Raw genomic sequence first — 16902 nt, 5'->3', positions numbered from 1 at the left:
CGAATCCCCGCCGATTCCCGGCCCATTCCGGCCGATTCCGGCCGGAAATCGGTACTGATGGGCCGTCAAGCTCCGCTCGGGCAGCCGGGAAATGGGCGCCGGTCAGTAGTCGAGTACGGCGAGGACCGGCGCGTGGTCGGAGGGGCTGTCGTGCGGCGCGGCCGGGTGGGTTCCGTCCACCGTCGGCAGCTGCTCCCGGCCGGTGAAGACGCGCTCCAGGCGGGGCAGCAGGGCCTGGCTCACCAGGATGTGATCGATGAGTTCCCTCTGGCCCTCGAAGACGCGGGAGAAACCGCCCTGTTCCAGGATGCGCGGAGCGAGGTTCCACAGCCGCCTCGGGTCGCCGAGGTCGGCGTCGTGGAATCCGCCGCCACCGATCTGCGAGCCCGGCGGGCCGTACAGGATCTGTGTGGTGGCCGCCTTGAACTCGTCGTTGAGGTCGCCCATCACGATCACCTCGTGCGCGCGGCCGTCGCCCTGCAGGAGCTGGTCGGCCACGAAGCGGATGGTGACGGCCTCGGCGGCCCGGCGGTACAGGGCGTACGCGGCGTAGCGGGCGCGCAGTTGCTCGTCGTCCGTGCTGTGCCGGTTGCCGGGGAAGGTCAGCAGCTTGGACTTGAGGTGGCAGACGGCCGCACCGACACTGTGGCCGGGGGCCGGACTCCAGCGCACGACCAGCCCGCCGCGGCCCATCCTCTTGATCATGGTTCCGTCGTCCTCGACCCGGACGGGCGGCAGGTGGTCAGGGAAGGCCGTGCGGTCCTCGACCACGGTGAGCGGCCGGCGGCTGAGGAAGCCGACCCGGATGCCGCGGCGGTCCGGGTGCGTCGACAGGGCGATGTGCCAGTCACCGTCGAGCCTGTCGACCAGATCGGACAGGGCCTCGTGGCTGCCCACCTCCTGTACGCCGAGGAGGTCGGGCGCGAGCCGGCCGATGGTGGCCGCGAGGCCCTCCAGCTTCGCCTGGTAAGTGGCCTCGTCCTTGACGGCGCAGCGGTTCGAGGGCGGGCTGCCCGGGGGCAGCGGGCGGCAGAGGTTCTCCAGGTTCCACGTACCGATGACCACGCTCACGGCCGCTCCCGTCGTCAGCCCGTCCTGGGCACGACTGGTTTGTGGCCGGGATACACGTGGTCGGGGGTGACGATACTGGTGACCGCCTCACCGAACAGGGTGCTGGGCTCCTGGCCCTTGTACTGGCTGTCGGTGTTCAGGAGGATGACCATCGTCGCCTGTGCCGACGGCAGGTAGACGGGCAGGACCTCGTAGCCGGGGATCGAGCCGTTGTGGCCGATCCAGCCCTGCACGTCGAAGATGCCCAGTCCGTAGCCGGCACCCGGAATGTCCATCGGAGTGGTCTTCAGGCGCTCGGCCTGGGTCGCCGGCTTCAGCAGCGTGCCGGTGGCGAGGGTGCGGGCCCAGCTGCGCAGGTCCTGGAGGTCGGAGGCCATCTCTCCGGCGGCCCAGGCCCAGGACGGATTCCAGCGCGTCGCGTCCTCGGTCTTGCCCGTGGCGGTCTGGTCGGTGTAGCCGTGCGCGTAGGGCACCGGCAGGGCCGGGCTCGTCGGGAACACCGTGCTGCGGAGCCCGGCCGGTCCCAGGACGTCCTTGGTGATGACCTCGTGGAGCGGGCGGCCGGTGATCTTCTCCACCACCAGGCCGAGCAGGATCAGGTTGGTGTTGCTGTAGTCGAACTCCGCCCCCGGTTCGAACTGCACGGGGTGCTTGAAGGAGTAGTCGAGCAACTGCCGCGGTGCGACGTACCGTTCCGGATCGGCTTGGAGGTTCTTGATGAAGTCCCCGTCCAGGCTGTAGTTGAACAGCCCGCTGCGCATGCCCGCCAGTTCCCGCAGGGTGATGCGGTCACCGTTCGGCACTCCCGCCACGTAGTCGCCGATGTGGTCGTCCAACCGCACCTTCCCCTGGTCGACGAGCTGGAGGAGGGCGGTGACGGTGAACGTCTTCGTCTCGCTGCCGATGCGCACGTGGAGCGAGGGCGTCATGGGCGCGCCGGTCGCCTTGTCCGCCACCCCGAAGGACCGTACGTAGCTGCCCTTGCCGGGGGCCCACAGCCCGACGGTCACGCCCGGTACCTGCGCCTCGCGCATGACCTGACGCACGGCCGCGTCGAGTTGCGCCGCGACGGCCGGTGTGAGCGGCGTGAAGCCCGTACCGGTCTCCGGGGAAGGGGTCGAGCTCGGGGTGGGGGCGGTGGCCGCGGTGGTGGCGGTCGTGGTGACGGGAGTGGACGACCGGGGAACGGACGCCCCGGACGCGGAACCCGCTGCCGCCGGGGCTATGAGCAGTCCTGCCGCGGCGGCAGCCGCGCAGGCCCGGCACAGCCGGAGATGGGTTGGCTTCACGGCATGGTCTCCCGCCGTCCGAGGGCTCGGGCAACACCATCAGCCTAGGTCCGGCCGCCCCGGGTCGCGAGGTGAGCCGGGGCGGCCCGGAGACCCTCAGGGCGGCGGGAGCTCGCGCAGGCGTCCCTCGCCGACGAGGGCGACGCCGCCCCCGACACGTACCGAGCGGATGTCCCGGCCGTGGCCGTCGGCGCTGACGGTCATCACGCTGGGGCGCCCGGTGAAGCGGCCCTGGCGCAGCAGGCTCCGCTCCCCGGAGCCGATCCGGCCGTGGCCGCGCAGACAGGCGGCGGCGCACCCGGCACCGCTTCCGGTCGCGACGTCCTCCAGGAGCCCGTCGTTGCTCCAGTGCCTCCCCTCCATGGCCGCGGCGTCCAGCAGGTACGCGAACTCGGCGCCGAGGCGGGCCAGCGGCGCGTCGAGCGGTTGCGCGACCCGGGCACGGGCCAGCGCGTCGCCGCGTACGGGGAGCACCAGGTACCGCAGGCCCGTGGAGATCACCTCCGCGGGCAGAGAGGGGTCCAGATCGCCCGGTTCGAGGGCGAAGAGGGCGGCCAGGCCGTCCGGGTCGGGGCGGTCGAGGAAGGCGGCCGCGCCCTGGTCGAGGAGGCTCGCGTACCGCCCGGGGCCCCGGCGTTCGGTGGTGACGTCCACCGGACGGTCGGGCAGGCGCAAGGTCCAGGTCTCGTGGTCCGCGGAGCCGTGGAGCTCGTGCAGGACCGCGGCGGCGCCGATGAGAGGGTGCCCGGCGAAGTCCAGCTCGCCCGTGAGGTCGAAGACGCGCGCCCGCCGGGCCCGTCGCGGCCGCGGCCGCCCGGGTGAGTCGTCGCGCACGAGGAAGACGGACTCGAAGTGCCGCAACTCCTGGGTGATCGCACGCATCTGAGCGCCGGTCAGCGAATCGGCCTCCGGGAACACCGCGAGGCTGTTGCCGCCGTAGGGACGGTCGGTGAAGACGTCGACGTGGTGGTAGCGCATGGCGGCGACGCTACCGGGAGCGGGGGAGTGCGGCCGAGTGCCGCAAGGCGGTCAGCGGCCGAGCGCGGTGCGCAGGGTGATCCCGTGGCGGGCGCGCAGGCGCCGCACCTCCCAGACCGACAGGGCGGTCACCGACAGCGGGCCGCCGATCATGAACGTGTAGAGCACCTCCGGGGGCGCGGCGACGTCGGGGCCGTTGAAGACCTGGAAGGCGAAGAGCGACCAGACCAGCAGCGGCGAGAGCAGCGCCGGGAGCAGCTGGTGCACGTCCGCGACCCGCAGGCAGGTGAAGACGCAGGCGTAGCAGGAGACGAGCGTGTAGGGGACGGAGCAGATCACCACGATGACGGCGGCGATCCAGCCGACGGCCAGGACGACGAAGGCCAGGGCGGAGGAGATGACCCCGGGGCCCGTGATCGCCGAGAAGAAGCCCTTCAGGTCTCCACCGCTGATCAGTTCGCCCTTGAGGGTCGTGATGGACAGCCACAGGGCGAGGGGCCCGCTGACGAGCAGCAGGGCCGCACTGATCGGCCTGCGCAGACGCTCGGCGAAGTCACGGCGCCTGTCGGGGGTGCTCGCGACGAGGAAGACGGTGATGCCGATGAGGCTCCCGAGTGCCAGGACGGCGCAGGCGAGGCCGAGTTCGACGAGTTTGCCGAGGACGAACTCCTCGCCGCCGCTGCTCAGCGGGTACGCCACGACCAGCCAGACGGCGGCGACGAGACCGAGCACGGTCCGCGCGCGCTGCATCCAGGTGATGAGCCCGTCCTCCACGTGCTCGGCCATGGGGGAGTACTCGAATTCCACCGTCCAGGAGCGGAAGAACGCCTTCACCGCGCCGCCGGAGTCCGTCCGGCTCCCGAATACCGCTCTGGTCCCGCTCACTTGTTCCTGCTCCCCCGATAACGCCGTGCTCCGTAAGCTCCGTGGGGCACACGAGCACCACCACGAACGTCGAACACCTTATCGGGCGGCGGGAAGTGCCGCTGCGCGGAAGACGGCGAGACCAGGACGGGCCACGACCCGAAGTCCGTCGCTTGACATGTGCGCCTAGGATTCCGCCGTGACCAGCGCAGAAGTGACCCGGCGACGGGTGATGGGCTTCGGCCTCGGCGCCCTCGCAGGGTTGCCGGCCGGCTGCTCGGGGGATTCCGGACCGGTAGGGCGGCTCCGGCTCGCCACGGGCCCCGAGGGCGGGCCGTACAACGCGTTCGGGCAGGCACTCGCGCGGGCCGTCGCCGCGAGCGGCCACCGGATCGAGATCGTCCCGGTGAGCACGGCGGCCAGTGTGGACAACCTGCGGAAGCTGGACGAGGGTTCCGTCGAGCTGGCCCTGGCCATGGCCGACGTGGCGGAGGACGCGGTGCTGGGGCGGGAGCCGTTCCTCCGGCCGGCCGCCGCGACCGCGCTGGCCCGGGTCTACGTGAACTACACGCACCTGATCGTCCCCGCGGACGGCCCCGTGAACTCCGTGACGGACCTCGCCGGGCGCCCGGTCGCGGCGGGCGCGGCCGGCTCAGGGGTCCAGGTGGTGGCGGAACGGGTCCTGCGGGCGGCCGGGCTGGGCGGCGCACCCGCGACCGCACCCGCGCCCGTACCCGCATCGGCGGCGGACGAGCGGCAACTGGGCCTTGCCGCCTCGGTGACGGCCCTGCGCGAGCGCTCGGTCGACGCGCTGTTCTGGTCCGGAGGGGTGCCCACACCGGCCCTGGCGGACCTCGCGCGCGAGCTGACGCTGCGGTTCCTGCCGCTCGACGCCCACGTGGGCCCGCTACGGGACCGCTACGGCCCCGTCTACACGGTGGTCACCCTGCCGGCCGGGGTCTACGGGCTGACCGAGCCGGTGGGAACCATCGGGGTCGGCAACTACCTGCTCGCGCGCGCCGACGTCCCGCAGGGCGTCGCGCGTGACCTGCTCCAGGTGGTGTTCGACAGGTGGCGCGACCTGTTGCGGGAGGTGACGGCGGGGGCCCGGCTGGAGCCCCGGTTCGCCATCTCCACGGGCGAGGTCCGGCTGCACCCCGGCGCGGTCGCCTACTACCGGTCGGTGTACGGCTGAGGCCGCGCCTCACCCGGGCGGAGGTGACGGGAGCCTCAGCTCCACCACCAGGCCGTGCGGCTCGTTGCGGCCGACGTCGAGCCGACCGCCGCTGATCCGGGCGATCTCGTCGGCGATGGCCAGCCCCAGGCCGCTGCCGGGGACGTTCTGGTGCTCCGGGGAACGCGCGAAACGGCGCAGCAGCAGCGGCAGCTGCTCCTCCGGCACACCCGGGCCGTCGTCCACGACCCGTACGACGGCGGTGCTCCCGTCCACCGAGGGCGCGGCGCGCACCTCGACGCGGCCGTCGCGCGGGACGAACTTGACGGCGTTGTCGAGGAGCGCGTCGAGGATCCGGCCCGTCGCGTCGGGCAGGGCGCGTGCTCGCAGGCCCTCCGCGAGGCCGGTGGCCACCAGTTCCACCCCCGCGGCGCCGAAGACCGGAGTCCAGGCCGTCACCCGGTCCCGTACCTTCCGCGACACGTCCTCGTCGCCCAGCTCCGCCGTGCCCGATTCCACACGGGCCAGTGCCAGCAGGCCGTCGAGCAGCTCCTCCAGCCGCTCCGCCTCGTCCAGCGCGCGGCCGTGCTCGGCGAGGCCCGGCCCGGGTGCGATGTGCGGCTCGACGTTCTCCAGCCGCAGCACCAGCGTGGCGAGCGGATTGCGCAGCTGGTGGGAGGCGTCGGCGACGAAGTCGCGCTGGCGGCCGATGGAGTCGGCCATCGCCTCCGCCATGGTGTTGAAGTGCTGCCGCAGATGACGCAGCTCCGGTGGACCGGTGGCGGACACGGCCCGGGCCTGCAGGCTGCCGGCGGTCAGGCGCCCGACCGCGCGGTCCAGGTCCAGCACCGGGCGCATCAGCCAGCGGGCGATCCCGGCCGCGACCAGAGCCGCCGCCGCGAAGGCGCCGAAGGCCCCGGCGCCGATGAGCGACCAGCGGACCGTCACATCCCGGCGGGAGGCGTCGGTGGGCACGGCCATCAGGACCGCCCCGCTCACCCGTTCGTCCCGGCCCACCGGCTCGGCCAGGACGACGGTGCGCGGGCCCCACGGACGCAGGGTGGGCAGGCGGTCGGTGGAGCGGCCGGTGAGGGCGCGCCGTCGGGCGTCCGCCCCGTCGGTGGAGCCGCCCGCGGAGCCGCCCGGGGCCGAAGCGGTGTCGGTGGCCGCGTTCGTGGCGGCCTCCGCCGCCGGCCCGGACCCGGCCCGGGCCACCGTCGCACCCGAGGAGTCGACCACGACCACCCCGGCCCCGTACAGCTGGGCGTAGCGGCCGATCTCGGCCGAGAGCTCCGCCCGGTCGGCGGCGGTGCGCATCCGGTCGGCGAGGTCGGCGAACCGCACGGCCTCCGAGCGCCGTTGCAGGAGCAGGTGCTCGGTGCGCCCGCGCGCGTAGGCGTCGGCCAGGGGGATGCAGAGCAGCAGCGCCGCCGCCCCCATGAGCACCATCAGTACCGCCAGCAGCCTGCGCCTCACGGCGCGCCGTCCCGCGCGTCGTCGTCGGGGCCGTCGTCGGAGCCGTCGTCGGCGGAGGGCGGGTCCGGGAGGCCGAGCTGGTAGCCGAATCCCCGGACCGTACGCACCAGCCCCGAGCGGCCGGTCTTGGCACGGATACCCGCCACATGGACGTCCAGGGAGCGGGAGGCCGCGAGGAAGACGTCACCCCAGATCCGGTCCAGGATCACCGCGCGCGCATGCACCTCGTCCGGGCGGGCGGCAAGGAAGGCGAGTACGTCGAACTCGCGTCGAGTGAGGCGTACTCCGGTTCCCGCCACCGTGACCGTGCGACCCGCGAGGTCCACCTCCACATCACCGGCACGCACGGGCCGGGAGCCGGTCGCGGCGGCGTCCGAGGGGTCCGGGCGGCCCGGGTGGGGATCCGTCCGGCGCCGTACGGAGTCGATACGGGCCATCAGCTCGGCCATCCGGAACGGCTTGACCACGTAGTCGTCGGCCCCCGCCCGCAGTCCCTGCACGATGTCGCGTTCCTCGCAGCGCGCGGTCACCACGATCAGCGGCGCGTCGCAGACGGTACGCAGCCGACGCAGCAGCTCCAGCCCGTCCAGGTCGGGAAGCCCCAGGTCGAGCAGGACGAACTCGGCCTCGCGGACGTGCCGCAACGCGTCCAGGGCGCGCCCGACCCGGCGCACGGTGTGCCCGCGCTGGGCGAGGGCCGTGCCGAGGGCCTGGGCCATGCGATCGTCGTCCTCGACGAGCAGCGCGTGCATGGACAGTCCTTCCCGTGACCCGGCGCAGCAGCTTACGGGAGCCGGCCCGCCGGGCCACCGGGCCATCGGGTGAGGATCAGCGTGCCGCTTCGGCGGGCGCCGCCGCCGGCCGCTCCCGCCCGGGCTCGCCGTCGTCCTCGGCCTCGGCGCGGCTCAGCGCGGCATCGCGGGTGTCCGGCATGAGCACGTAGGTCACGAGGGAGATCAGCGCGCACCCGGAGACGTACCAGAAGAACATCTTCTCGTGACCACTGTTCTTGAACCACAGGGCCACGTACTCCGCCGTGCCGCCGAACAGCGCGTTGGCGATCGCGTACGGCAGCGCCACGCCCAGGGCGCGCACCCGGGTCGGGAACAGTTCGGCCTTCACCGCCGCGTTGATGGACGTGTAACCGGTGATGACGACCAGGGCCAGCAGGGACAGCCCGAGCGCGGACCAGTACGAGGACGCCGATCCGAGCGCGGTCATGATCGGGTACGTGCCGACGGTGCAGCCCACCGCGAACGTGATCAGCAGGGGCCGGCGGCCGATCCGGTCGGACAGCATGCCGGCGAAGGGCTGCAGCACGGCGAAGAGGGTCAGCGCGGTGAAGCTGACGAGCGTGGCGGTGGTCTTCTCCATGCCCGCGCTGCCCACGAGGTACTTGGTGAGGTAGGTGGTGTAGGTGTAGTAGGCCACGGTGCCGCCGAGGGTGAGCGCCATGACCAGCCCGGCCTGTCGCCGGTACTGCCACAGGGCCTTGAGCGTGCCGCGCGTGCTGTCGTCGTGGGCCTCGTCGCCCGCGGCCGACGTCTCCTCCTTGAAGGCGTCGGTCTCCTGCAGCCGCCGCCTCAGCCAGAAGACGACCACCGCGAACAGGGCCCCGACGAGGAAGGGGATCCGCCAGCCCCAGCTCTCCAGCTGCGAGGTGGTCAGCGTGTGCTGAAGGGTGATCAGGATGCCGAGGCCGAGCAGCTGCCCGCAGGTCATCGACACGTACTGGAAGGACGAGCCCAGGCCGCGCCGGTTCCGGGCGGACGCCTCGGTCAGATAGGTGGCGCTGGCCGCGTACTCGCCGCCGATGCTCATCCCCTGCAGCAGCCGCGCGAGCAGGAGCACCAGGGCGCCGAAGTACCCGGCCTGGCCGTAGGTCGGGGCGACGGCGATCAGCAGGGCGGCCACCGACATCATGGTGACGGTGAGGGTGAGCGCGCTCTTGCGCCCGTGCCGGTCGGCGGCACGGCCCAGGATCCACCCGCCGACGGGACGCATCAGGAAGCCGACGGCGAAGATCCCCGCCGTGTTCATCAGCTGGGTGGTCGGGTTGTCGCCGGGGAAGAACGAGTCGGCGAAGTAGATCGCGAAGCTGGCGTAGACGAACCAGTCGTACCACTCGACGAGATTGCCGAGCGAGCCGCCGACCAGGGCGAGACGGCGCTTCCTGCGCTCGTCCCCGGGCGGAGACGCGGGCATGACGACGGACGGGGACATGGCGGCTCCAGACGGAAGTCCCTGATGAGGGACGGCAGAACTGCCCCGGCGCTGGGGGAGTGTCCAGAGCATGCGGCGGCCGTCGGACCCGGACAAGGTCCGCCACGCAGATCTAACGTTCCGCTAAGGAAGCTCCCGGGAGAGCCCCGTGGCCGCCGGATTTCACCACTCCGTCATGCGCACGTCATGCCCGCTCCATGGTCGTCACCCGGGCGTGGCCCACCGTGGGGGCGGCCCGTCGCGGGACGCCGGAGGACCCCGGCCACCCCGCGGCCGGCCCCACCCCGTACCCCCAACAGGAGGCAAGATGCGCGTGATCCCGAGCAGGCGGACCCCGGTCGTGGCCGCGGCGGCCATGGTGGCCCTGGGCGTGCTCGCCGTACCGGCGCACGCCCGGACGGACCGGGGCGGCACGTCGCCGTCACTGCCCCGGGTGACGGCCTCCGTCGAGACGCCCTCCCTCTTCGACGACGAGGCGGGCGGCAACGCGAACGCCGACGACCCGGCGATCTGGCGCAACGCCAAGGATCCCGACGCCAGTCTGGTCATCGCCACCGCCAAGGAGGGCGGCCTGCGCGTCTACGACCTGGACGGACGCCAGGTGCAGTCGCTGCCCGCGCCCCCGCCGCCGGGGGACGGCGACAAGCCCGGACGCTTCAACAACGTCGACCTGATCACCGGACTCCGCTTCCCCGACGGCCGTCACGACGTGGCCGTCGTCTCCGACCGCGGCCGCGACCAGCTGCGCGTCTACCGGATCGACCCGAAGCGGCCCGCGGCCCCGCTGGTCGACGTCACCGACGAGGCAGCCGCCCCGCGGGTCTTCTCCACCGGCCAGGACGAGGTCAACGACCAGCGCACCGCCTACGGCCTGGCCGCCTACACCGACCGCCGCGACGGCCGCGCCTACGCGGTCACCAGCCGGCGCCACGCCACCGACCTCGCGCTGGCCGAACTGCTGCCCGACGCCCGGGGCAAGGTCGGATACCGCACCGTCCGCACCACCTCGCTGCCCGCCTCCTTCACCCTGCCGAACAGGCAGAACTGGTCGCCGTGCGGCGAACCCGGCGAGCGGCCCCAGGTCGAGGGCATGGTCGTCGATCCCGACACCGGTGACCTCTACGCCGGTCAGGAGGACGTCGGCATCTGGAAGCTCGACGCCGACCTGCGCACCCCCGCCCGCCTCGTCGAGAAGGTCCGCTCCTTCGGCGTGCCCGGCACCTGGAACCCCGGGACCGAGGAGTGCGACGCGGGCGCTGACCCCGGCTTCGGAGGCCGGCACGTGTCCGCCGACGTGGAGGGCCTGACGATCTGGCGCGACCCGAAGCAGCCCGGCCGCCGCGGCTACCTGCTCGCCTCCAGCCAGGGCGACGACACCTTCGCCGTCTTCGACCGCGAGCACGACAACGCGTACATCCGCGGCTTCCGTGTAGGCGACGACGCCGCGAAGCCCGGCGTGCCGGACGGCTCGCAGGAGTGCGACGGCGCCGCCGTCACGACCGCACCGCTGGGCAAGCGGTTCCCGAACGGCCTGCTGGTCGTCCAGGACGGCCACAACACCCCCGCGGCCACCGGAGCCGACGGCGAGACCCGTACCGACACCGACTTCAAGTTCGTGGACCTGGGCCTGCTGAAGCGGGCCGCCCGCCTCTGACCGCGCCGCCGCAAGCACCCTGACCTGGGCGGCGCCGCGTTCGCCCAGGTCGATAGGATCGCCACCGCACACGACGGAAGGCGATCATGGCGGACAGTCCCCTCAGGCCCAGCTCGTTGATCAACACGGTCTACGGGGCGTTCCTGCGACGCCTCGGAGGCTGGATCTCCGTCGCCGACCTGGTCACCCTGATGTCCGAGCTGGACGTGGACGGCCCGGCGGCGCGTTCGGCGATCTCCCGTCTCAAGAAGAAGGGCGTCCTCGAACCGGAGCGCCGGGGCGCCACCGGGTACCGGCTCAGCCCCGGCGCGCAGCCCGTCTTCGACGAGGGCGACCGGCGCATCTTCGGCAGCCTGGAACCGGCGAAGCTGAGCGACGGCTGGGCCATGGCCGTCTTCTCCGTACCGGAGTCCGAGCGCTCCCACCGCTACCAGCTGCGCACCCGGCTGACGTGGCTGGGATTCGGGAACATCGCCCCGGGTGTGTGGCTGGCGCCCGGCCGCCTGCTCGGCGACGCCCGCGACATGCTCGTCCGGCTCGGGCTCAGCGAGTACGTGCACCTGTTCGCCGCCGAGTACGCGGCCTTCAGCGACCTGCCCGGGACGGTCAGCTCGTGGTGGGACTTCCCGGCGATCGAGGAACAGTACGCCGGGTTCACCGAGGCCTACGGCCCCGTCGCCGCCGCACTGGCCGAACAGCCCGCCGTCGACGGCGCCGAGGCCTTCCGCCACTACGTCCCGATGCTCACCCAGTGGCGCCGCCTGCCCTACCTCGACCCCGGACTGCCCGCCGAGCTGCTCCCCGAGGACTGGAACGCGGTCGCCGCACGGCAGATCTTCCAGCAGCTGAACGAGGTGCTCGCCGCGCCCAGCCTGCGCCACGTGCAGGAGGTCACCGGCCTGACCGGGGCCTGACCACAGGACCGCCACCACCCGTCGAGCGCGACGGCCCGGGGCGGAACGCGACGCCTGGGATCAGCGCGGGCGGGTCGGCGGGGGTGGCCGACACCGGCCGGGGTTGCGTGCCGCGGGAGGGACCGGGCGCGAGGATGCAGGCATGGCCGACATCTTTGCTTCACGCACCATCGACGTGACGACCGGCGACCGGGAGAGCGTCCATGACCTGACCGACGCCTGCGCGGCGTTCCTCGGGGAGGTGGCGCGGGGCCGGAGCGGGCTGCTCAACATCTTCACGCCGCACGCGACCGCCGGACTCGCCGTCATCGAGACGGGAGCGGGCAGCGACGACGACCTCCTGAAGGCCCTGGGGTCCCTGCTGCCGGCCGACGACCGCTGGCGGCACCGGCACGGTTCCCCCGGCCACGGCCGGGACCACGTACTGCCCGCGATCGTCGCGCCCCACGCGACGCTGCCCGTGATCGACGGGTTGCTGGAGCTCGGAACCTGGCAGTCCGTCACCCTCGTGGACACCAACCGGGACAACCCCCGGCGACAGATCCGCCTGTCCTTCTTCGGCTGCTGACCCGCCCTGCGGGTCGCAGAGGTGATGACGTATCAATCATGACAGGTCAGAGGCCGTTTTCGTAGGACCGAGAGCACAGCGGATTGCCCTTGTTCGGACCCCTGTGCGGCTTTCAGAATCACCGTCATGACTTTCTCAGCGCATGCCGGTCACGACGCCGTACTCCGAGCCCGAGTCGCCCTCCTGAGCTCACAGACCCTGCCCGCCCGGCAGGAGGTCGCGGCCTACCGCGTGCTCGTCCAGGTGGGTCCGCTGGCGTATCTGCCGCTGCTGGCCGAGGCGTTGTACGAGTACAGCCGTCAGGACTTCGCCCATCTGCCCGAGACCGCGCTGGCCCTGCGGGCCGAGGCGGTCGCCGCCGCCCGCCGCATGTACTCCCTGGAGCCGGCCAGGGACCGCCTGCTCATCACCGCGCTGGACCGCTACCGGGAGCAGCTCGCTCTCATGGACCGTCAGGAGGAACTCGACGCCGTGGAGCGGGAGATGGCCCAGGTGGCCGCCGGCTCCGGCGCGTAGCGGTCCGGACCGGGGGGCCGCGACTCCCGGTCCGGCAATGCCGGGCCCGCGGCCCCCCGTGCCGGATGATCGGGGGAGGCGGGGGAGGGGGGCCGGGGGGTGGGCGTCTACGAGGGACCGGAGCGAGCCGATGCGACACCGAACGCCCCTGCTGTCCGTCGTGCTGGCCGCGGCGGTACTGGCCGCCGTTCCCGGGTGCGCCGGTGCCCCGGCCCTGCGCGGCGCACCGCCCGCGGCCTCCTCCGTACCGGCCACCGGTGACTTCTCCGGCCAGGTGGACGTGGGCGGCGGCCGGAAGCTCCATCTGAGCTGCAAGGGCAGTGGCAGCCCCGTCGTCGTTCTGGAATCCGGACTGCACGACTCCTCGGACACCTGGACCTTCACCGACACCCGGCCGCCGGTACCGGCATCCCCGGCGGTGTTCCCCGGAGTCGCGGCCTTCACCCGCGTCTGCGTCTACGACCGGCCCGGAACCGTCCGGTACACCGACCCGCCGGCGCTCACCACCCGCAGCACGCCGGTCGACGGCGTCCGCTCCCTCACCGCGATGGCCGACGATCTCGACAGGCTGCTGACGTCCGCACACCTGCCGGGCCCCTACGTGCTGGCCGGCCACTCCTTCGGCGGGATGATCACCCGGCTGTACGCCCAGCGGCACCCGGGGAAGACGGCGGGCCTGGTCTTCGTCGATGCCTTCGGTACGGACATCCGCGCCCTCTTCGGCGCGCGCTGGGCCGCGTACCGCGAGCTGCTCGACCGCCCCGGCACTCCGTTCGACGCGCAACCCGCGTTCGAGCGGGTGGACCTCGACGGCGCGATCGACTCCGTCACGGCCGCGCGACCCCTGCCGGCGGTCCCCATGGCCGTCCTCAGCAAGACGGAGCCGTTCGCCGCCCCTCCGGGAACCCCGAAGGATCTCCTGGACACCCTGGAGCGGGCCTGGCCCCGGGTCCAGCAGAAGCTGGTGGAGCTGGGCTCCCAGACCCCGCACTTCCTGGCCACCGGGAGCGATCATTACGTACAGGTGCACGATCCCGACCTGACGATCAGCGCGATCCGGCTCGTCGTGGGCCGCGTCCGGGCGGAGCCGTAGCCCCGCCCGCAAGGGGCGGGGCGGGGTGTCCGGGCCGGCCGGCGGGGCCGGCCCGGACGACAGGACCGGTCAGGCGAGGTCGAACCGGTCGAGGTTCATCACCTTGTCCCAGGCCGCGACGAAGTCCTTCACGAACTTCTCCTTCGCGTCGTCGCTCGCGTAGACCTCCGCGAGCGCGCGCAGCTCCGAATTCGATCCGAAGACGAGGTCGGCGCGGCTTCCGGTCCACCTGACCCGGCCCGTGGCCGAGTCGCGGCCCTCGAACGCGTTCGCGTCCTCGGACGTCGCCGACCACGTCGTGCCCAGGTCGAGCAGGTTGACGAAGAAGTCGTTGGTGAGGGAGCCGGGGGTCGTGGTGAGGACACCGAGCGGCGTGCGCTGGTGGTTCGCGCCCAGGACGCGCAGGCCACCGACGAGGACCGTCATCTCGGGGGCGCTGAGGTTCAGCAGGTTCGCCCGGTCGATCAGCAGGTACTCGGCCGGCAGCCGGTTGCCCTTCCCGAGGTAGTTGCGGAACCCGTCGGCGGCCGGCTCCAGCGCGGCGAACGACTCCACGTCCGTCTGTTCCTGGGTCGCGTCCGCGCGGCCCGGGGTGAAGGGAACCTGGACGGCGAACCCGCCGTCCCTGGCGGCCTGTTCGACGGCGGCCGCACCGGCCAGCACGATCAGGTCCGCGAGCGAGATCCGCTTGCCGCCGCTCTGGGCGGAGTTGAAGGACTCCTGGATCCCGGTCAGGGTGCGCAGCACCCCGGCCAGCTGGTCCGGGTCGTTGACCTCCCACCCGCTCTGCGGCTGCAGGCGGATCCGGGCGCCGTTGGCGCCGCCGCGCTTGTCGCTGCCGCGGAAGGACGAGGCGGAGGCCCACGCGACGGAGACGAGCTGGGACACCGACAGGTCCGAGGCGAGGACCTGCTGCTTGAGCGCGGCGACGTCGGCCGCGTCGACGAGTTCGTGCGTCACCGCGGGGAGCGGGTCCTGCCACAGCAGCGTCTCGGCCGGCACCTCGGGGCCGAGGTAGCGCACGACCGGGCCCATGTCGCGGTGGGTCAGCTTGAACCACGCGCGCGCGAAGGCGTCGGCGAACGCGGCGGGGTCCGCGAGGAAGCGCCGCGAGATCTGCTCGTAGGCCGGGTCGAACCGCAGGGAGAGGTCGGTCGTCAGCATCGTCGGGGCGTGGGCCCTGGACGGGTCGTGGGCGTCGGGCACGGTGCCCGCGCCGGCGCCGTCCTTCGGCCGCCACTGGTGCGCCCCGGCCGGGCTCTCGAACAGCTCCCACTCGTAGCCGAACAGGATCTCGAAGAAGGTGTTGTCCCAGGTGATCGGGGTGTTGGTCCAGATGCCCTCAAGGCCGCTGGTGATTGCGTCGGCGCCCTTGCCGGTGCCGAAGGAACTGCTCCAGCCCAGCCCCTGCGCCTCCAGCGGGGCGGCCTCGGGGTCGGCGCCCACGCTCTCCGCCGGGCCCGCGCCGTGGGTCTTGCCGAAGGTGTGGCCGCCCGCGATCAGGGCCACCGTCTCCTCGTCGTTCATCGCCATCCGGCGGAACGTCTCACGGATGTCGCGCGCCGCGGCGATCGGGTCGGGGTTGCCGTTCGGGCCCTCGGGGTTGACGTAGATGAGGCCCATCTGGACCGCGCCGAGCGGGTTCTCCAGCTCGCGGTCGCCGGTGTAGCGCTCGTCGTCGAGCCAGGTGGTCTCGGGGCCCCAGTAGACGTCCTCGTCGGGCTCCCAGACGTCGGCGCGGCCGCCGCCGAAGCCGAAGGTCTCGAAGCCCATCGACTCCAGGGCCACGTTGCCGGTGAGGATCATGAGGTCGGCCCACGAGAGGCTCTGGCCGTACTTCTGCTTCACCGGCCACAGCAGACGGCGGGCCTTGTCCAGGTTGCCGTTGTCCGGCCAGCTGTTGAGGGGAGCGAACCGCTGCTGGCCGGCCCCGGCGCCGCCGCGGCCGTCGCTGATGCGGTAGGTGCCCGCGCTGTGCCAGGCCATGCGGATCATGAACGGGCCGTAGTGGCCGAAGTCGGCGGGCCACCAGTCCTGGGAGCTGGTCAGCACGTCCGCGATGTCCCGCTTGACGGCGGGGAGATCGAGGGTCCCGAACGCGGCGGCGTAGTCGAACCCCTCGCCGAGGGGGTTCGCGACGGCGGGGTTCTTGGCGAGGATCCGCAGGTTGAGCCGTTCAGGCCACCACTGGCGGTTTCCGCCGCCCTGGGTCGGGTGCGGGGCCCGCCCGTGGGCTATCGGACAGCCTTCCCCGCCCTCCGGCTTGGCATCTGTGACGATTGCATCGTGGTTCTCAGACATGGGAATCCTTCCGTACCAGGCGGATCACGGTGTTCAGGAACTGAATGCGACTGAGTGCGACTGAAATACGACTGAAATGCGACCGAAGCAGTGCATGGGCTCGGCCCCGTCGATCGCCACGACGCCGAGGGTCACCGTCCCGGACGGTTGCGGGCAGGTGGGACACCGGCGGCGGCCGTCCTTGTCGCCTGCCGCCCTCGGGTCTTCCCGCCTCTTGGCCAACTGCGTAACCGATCCTACGATGGACGGAATCCAAGTCAAGACGGACACCAGGTCCCGGTGCAATCGAATCCCGGATGTCCGCCGATAAACTTCGGGGCACCCCGTCGAACCTGAATAGGTGGGCCGATATGAGTGACCTGCTGGAGCGTTTGCGCGGGCGTGGCTGGCGGATGACGTCCCAGCGGCGCGTCGTCGCCGAGGTCCTGGACGGCGACCACGTGCACCTCACGGCGGACGAGGTGCACGTCCGCGCGGCGCGGCGGCTGCCGGAGATCTCCCGGGCGACCGTCTACAACGCCCTGGGCGAACTGGTCGCCCTCGGCGAGGTCGTGGAGGTCACCACCGACGGCCGGGCCAAGCGCTACGACCCCAACGCGCACCATCCGCACCAGCACCTGGTGTGCTCCGCCTGCGGCCTCATCCGCGACGTCCACCCGGCGAACGACCCGCTGGCAGGCCTCCCGGCGGAGGAGCGCTTCGGCTTCACGGTGTCCGGGGTCGAGGTCACCTACCGCGGGCTGTGTCCTGACTGCGCGTAGCCGCGCGCACCCCCGCGATC

Annotated in this window: 15 protein-coding genes; 7 read left to right on the top strand and 8 right to left on the bottom strand. The window is 72.5% G+C overall.

The features are described from left to right. Positions 1-102 precede the first annotated feature (102 nt). The 4 genes from Sspor_RS03135 to Sspor_RS03120 all read right to left on the bottom strand — a co-directional run bounded on the left by Sspor_RS03135 (position 103) and on the right by Sspor_RS03120 (position 4223). Complete coding sequence (locus Sspor_RS03135) at positions 103-1071, bottom strand: endonuclease/exonuclease/phosphatase family protein (RefSeq protein WP_237403633.1); 969 nt, start codon at positions 1069-1071, stop codon at positions 103-105. A 14-nt stretch (positions 1072-1085) separates the two neighbouring features. Beyond that, a complete protein-coding gene (locus Sspor_RS03130) occupies positions 1086-2360 on the bottom strand; it encodes a serine hydrolase domain-containing protein (RefSeq protein ID WP_202197637.1) in 1275 nt (424 codons plus the stop codon). Between the two features lie 96 nt (positions 2361-2456). Next, positions 2457-3338, bottom strand: a complete 882-nt coding sequence (locus Sspor_RS03125; protein WP_202197636.1) for a PhzF family phenazine biosynthesis protein — start codon at positions 3336-3338, stop codon at positions 2457-2459. Between the two features lie 51 nt (positions 3339-3389). Next, a complete protein-coding gene (locus Sspor_RS03120; RefSeq protein ID WP_202197635.1) occupies positions 3390-4223 on the bottom strand; it encodes a hypothetical protein in 834 nt (277 codons plus the stop codon). Between the two features lie 178 nt (positions 4224-4401). On the opposite strand from Sspor_RS03120, the gene Sspor_RS03115 reads away from it, so the two are divergent. Next, complete coding sequence (locus Sspor_RS03115) at positions 4402-5397, top strand: TAXI family TRAP transporter solute-binding subunit (protein WP_237403632.1); 996 nt, start codon at positions 4402-4404, stop codon at positions 5395-5397. A 9-nt stretch (positions 5398-5406) separates the two neighbouring features. On the opposite strand, the gene Sspor_RS03110 is transcribed toward Sspor_RS03115, so the two are convergent. The 3 genes from Sspor_RS03110 to Sspor_RS03100 form a co-directional block, all read right to left on the bottom strand. After that, on the bottom strand, positions 5407-6852 hold the full coding sequence (locus Sspor_RS03110) for a sensor histidine kinase (RefSeq protein WP_202197634.1): 1446 nt from the start codon (positions 6850-6852) through the stop codon (positions 5407-5409). Beyond that, the gene (locus tag Sspor_RS03105) at positions 6849-7604 is read right to left on the bottom strand and encodes a response regulator transcription factor (RefSeq protein ID WP_202197633.1); all 756 of its coding nucleotides are present in this window, start codon (positions 7602-7604) and stop codon (positions 6849-6851) included. The genes Sspor_RS03110 and Sspor_RS03105 overlap by 4 nt, the downstream gene beginning before the upstream one ends. Before the next feature lie 76 nt (positions 7605-7680). Then, positions 7681-9057: an MFS transporter gene (locus Sspor_RS03100; protein WP_202203450.1), complete on the bottom strand. Its 1377-nt coding sequence runs from the start codon at positions 9055-9057 to the stop codon at positions 7681-7683. A 325-nt stretch (positions 9058-9382) separates the two neighbouring features. Between Sspor_RS03100 and Sspor_RS03095 the strand changes: the two genes are divergently transcribed. The 5 genes from Sspor_RS03095 to Sspor_RS03075 all read left to right on the top strand — a co-directional run bounded on the left by Sspor_RS03095 (position 9383) and on the right by Sspor_RS03075 (position 13820). Continuing rightward, positions 9383-10729: a phytase gene (locus Sspor_RS03095; protein ID WP_202197632.1), complete on the top strand. Its 1347-nt coding sequence runs from the start codon at positions 9383-9385 to the stop codon at positions 10727-10729. 86 nt (positions 10730-10815) lie between these two features. Beyond that, positions 10816-11643, top strand: a complete 828-nt coding sequence (locus Sspor_RS03090) for a PaaX family transcriptional regulator (RefSeq protein WP_202197631.1) — start codon at positions 10816-10818, stop codon at positions 11641-11643. Positions 11644-11785: 142 nt separating this feature from the next. Beyond that, the gene (locus Sspor_RS03085) at positions 11786-12211 is read left to right on the top strand and encodes a secondary thiamine-phosphate synthase enzyme YjbQ (RefSeq protein ID WP_202197630.1); all 426 of its coding nucleotides are present in this window, start codon (positions 11786-11788) and stop codon (positions 12209-12211) included. Positions 12212-12337: 126 nt separating this feature from the next. Beyond that, a complete protein-coding gene (locus Sspor_RS03080; RefSeq protein ID WP_202197629.1) occupies positions 12338-12727 on the top strand; it encodes a hypothetical protein in 390 nt (129 codons plus the stop codon). A gap of 130 nt (positions 12728-12857) precedes the next feature. Continuing rightward, the gene (locus tag Sspor_RS03075; protein WP_202197628.1) at positions 12858-13820 is read left to right on the top strand and encodes an alpha/beta fold hydrolase; all 963 of its coding nucleotides are present in this window, start codon (positions 12858-12860) and stop codon (positions 13818-13820) included. 69 nt (positions 13821-13889) lie between these two features. Here the strand turns inward: Sspor_RS03075 and katG are convergent, their stop codons facing one another. Further along, positions 13890-16121 (bottom strand): catalase/peroxidase HPI, encoded by a 2232-nt coding sequence (katG, locus tag Sspor_RS03070; protein ID WP_202197627.1) that lies wholly within the window; start codon positions 16119-16121, stop codon positions 13890-13892. Positions 16122-16471: 350 nt separating this feature from the next. On the opposite strand from katG, the gene Sspor_RS03065 reads away from it, so the two are divergent. After that, a complete protein-coding gene (locus Sspor_RS03065; protein WP_202197626.1) occupies positions 16472-16882 on the top strand; it encodes a Fur family transcriptional regulator in 411 nt (136 codons plus the stop codon). Positions 16883-16902: the final 20 nt, after the last annotated feature.

It is taken from the genome of Streptomyces spororaveus, assembly GCF_016755875.1.
Classification (GTDB): domain Bacteria; phylum Actinomycetota; class Actinomycetes; order Streptomycetales; family Streptomycetaceae; genus Streptomyces; species Streptomyces spororaveus.
This window is presented reverse-complemented; position numbering and strand designations above follow the sequence as displayed.

Bases quoted from the DNA above. Each gene is read 5' to 3' on its own strand.
- Sspor_RS03065 (WP_202197626.1), top strand. From the start codon at position 16,472: ATGAGTGACCTGCTGGAGCGTTTGCGCGGGCGTGGCTGGCGGATGACG.
- Sspor_RS03105 (WP_202197633.1), bottom strand. From the start codon at position 7,604: ATGCACGCGCTGCTCGTCGAGGACGACGATCGCATGGCCCAGGCCCTC.
- Sspor_RS03075 (WP_202197628.1), top strand. From the start codon at position 12,858: ATGCGACACCGAACGCCCCTGCTGTCCGTCGTGCTGGCCGCGGCGGTA.
- Sspor_RS03125 (WP_202197636.1), bottom strand. From the start codon at position 3,338: ATGCGCTACCACCACGTCGACGTCTTCACCGACCGTCCCTACGGCGGC.
- katG (WP_202197627.1), bottom strand. From the start codon at position 16,121: ATGTCTGAGAACCACGATGCAATCGTCACAGATGCCAAGCCGGAGGGC.
- Sspor_RS03090 (WP_202197631.1), top strand. From the start codon at position 10,816: ATGGCGGACAGTCCCCTCAGGCCCAGCTCGTTGATCAACACGGTCTAC.
- Sspor_RS03080 (WP_202197629.1), top strand. From the start codon at position 12,338: ATGACTTTCTCAGCGCATGCCGGTCACGACGCCGTACTCCGAGCCCGA.
- Sspor_RS03095 (WP_202197632.1), top strand. From the start codon at position 9,383: ATGCGCGTGATCCCGAGCAGGCGGACCCCGGTCGTGGCCGCGGCGGCC.
- Sspor_RS03100 (WP_202203450.1), bottom strand. From the start codon at position 9,057: ATGCCCGCGTCTCCGCCCGGGGACGAGCGCAGGAAGCGCCGTCTCGCC.
- Sspor_RS03085 (WP_202197630.1), top strand. From the start codon at position 11,786: ATGGCCGACATCTTTGCTTCACGCACCATCGACGTGACGACCGGCGAC.